1 protein-coding gene is annotated in these 2,001 nt (G+C 50.8%); it reads right to left on the reverse strand.

Annotated features, from left to right (window positions below; all coding sequences use genetic code 11):
• Nucleotides 1-2,001 (reverse strand): type ISP restriction/modification enzyme (locus tag CKO12_RS14095; RefSeq protein ID WP_200155358.1); only part of this gene is annotated, 2,001 nt, incomplete at both ends.

Genomic DNA, 2,001 nt, shown 5'->3' on the forward strand with positions numbered 1-2,001 from the left:
CGAAGGCACCCGGCCAGCCGCCGTGCTGCTCGATGACCACGTCGATCTCGCGCATCAGGCGGATGGTTTCGGACAGGGCGACGACGATCTTTTGATAGTGGGTGATGTCCTCGTCCGAGAGGGTGCGACCTTTACGGTCTTTGAGCCATTTGTGGCAGACCTGATAGCCGCCGATGTGGAAGTTCCAGACGGCTTCAGGGACACCTTTGAAGCCGGTGGTCTGGCGCTTGTCCACCCAGACGGTGTCCTGTAACCAGGTGGGCTTTTCGACCTCGGGGTTGCCGCTGCCGATGAACTCGGTGATGGGTTGGTCGAGGGTGGTGGATTCCAGCAGGTGCAGCGCAACAAGTTCGCCGCCGAGTTGGGCCAGTGCGCGGAATAGATCAAGGCTTCCGGTTAATGGGAGGCGCGGGAAATCGATTTTCAGGAATTCGGCGTAGCGGGTGCGGTAGGTGGGGCTGTGGAAGACGGCGTAGATGTAGTGGAAGATGTCTTCGGGCATAAGGCCGGCGGGCAGGAAGTGGGGGCTGGTTGTTTTGATGCAAAGCGCTTTGGCGAAGGCACGGAGAAATTCCCGTCGTAGATTTATTACTAGCTCAGCATCAAAATTCAATTTTGCTCCCGCATTAGTATCTCCTTCGGTGGTGTATAGCGGAAAGAGGAAAGCGTTGTTTGATGTCTTTGGTGAAATCAGGATCTTTTCGATTGGGTCTCGGGTTACGTAAAAGTGCGCTGGCCTTTCCCCTTTTATCATGCGCGTCGCAATTAATCCAAGATTCGGAGTTAACATATGCCGCATGTTTTCAAACTGGGCACGCCGTAGGAAGTTGCCATAAATCGTAAAACGTTTGTCGAAAGGCCTATATTGGACGAGCCGAATGGAATCGACCAGATTTCTAAGTGGCTTGCTCTGGATGTCTTTTCGGCGCGATAAAACCGGCCATCCGCTTGTATCGCTTATCGAATATGTTTTAGAGAGCTGGGTCGCAGAAAACGATTTTGAATGTAGATCAGCGCAGAATGCCTGCATCGTAGATCGGTCGAAATCGATTAGAGTTTCATCCCGACCTGTCTCCATTCCAGTCGATTTTTTACTAAATATCTCGTCCAATTTCGGCCACGAGTCATAAGTAAGATCACGTTTCGCCATTGACACGAAAAAGTGATTCGGCGGGAATGGAGACAGCGTCTCAAACTCACCCTGAACGCATGTTTTGCTTAGTAAGATATTGTATTTAGTGGTTCTGTCGGATCGAATAGACGAAAACTGAAAATCTCCGTTTTCTGCTGTTAATATTGAGTTTCGACTAATTGTAATAGCGACACCCTGTTGAATATCAAAAACATTTTGGTCTTGGCGTCCGTCGGGAGCTAATTCGAGCCCAAGAAGCGCGCTACCGTTCAGATCGACGACTGCAATTCTATTGAAAGATTTCCCCAACTCCTCTCGCATTCCTCGATGTATTAGTCCTGACAGAAAGGTATGATTTGAAATATAGGCGAGTATCCCTGTATTTGACGAGTCAACCGCATGTTGACCGATTCTGAAAAACTTTACATAATCATCGGAAAGCGGCTGGATATTTCGCTCGTGCCGAACGGCTACCTTGTAAGACTCCACAAGGCTCGTAATCCATGAGCCCGAATTCTGTGAGCTAATTGAATACGGCGGATTGCCGATAACGATAGTGAATCGCTTATGCCGTTTAATTTCGTTTACGGCGGCGGCCTCGTGGGCGAGAGCATCGAACCCTATTAACGGAATCTGCTTTACCCAAGGCTCCAGCGCATTGGTGAGATAAATCCGCGCCCGTTCATCGCTCTTGAATCGGTAGCCTGTCTCCGCCAGCTTGAGACCAAGCTTCATGTGCGCGATGGCATAGGGCGCCATCATCAGCTCGTAGGCGTGCAGACGCGGCAGCAGATGCTTGGGCACATAGTCGTTCCAGGCATCGATCCGCTGGGCCTCGCTGAGTCGCTGCTGTTTCCATTTCGCCGTCA

Source organism: Chromatium okenii, from assembly GCF_016583745.1.
In the GTDB taxonomy this organism is placed as follows: Bacteria; Pseudomonadota; Gammaproteobacteria; order Chromatiales; family Chromatiaceae; genus Chromatium; species Chromatium okenii.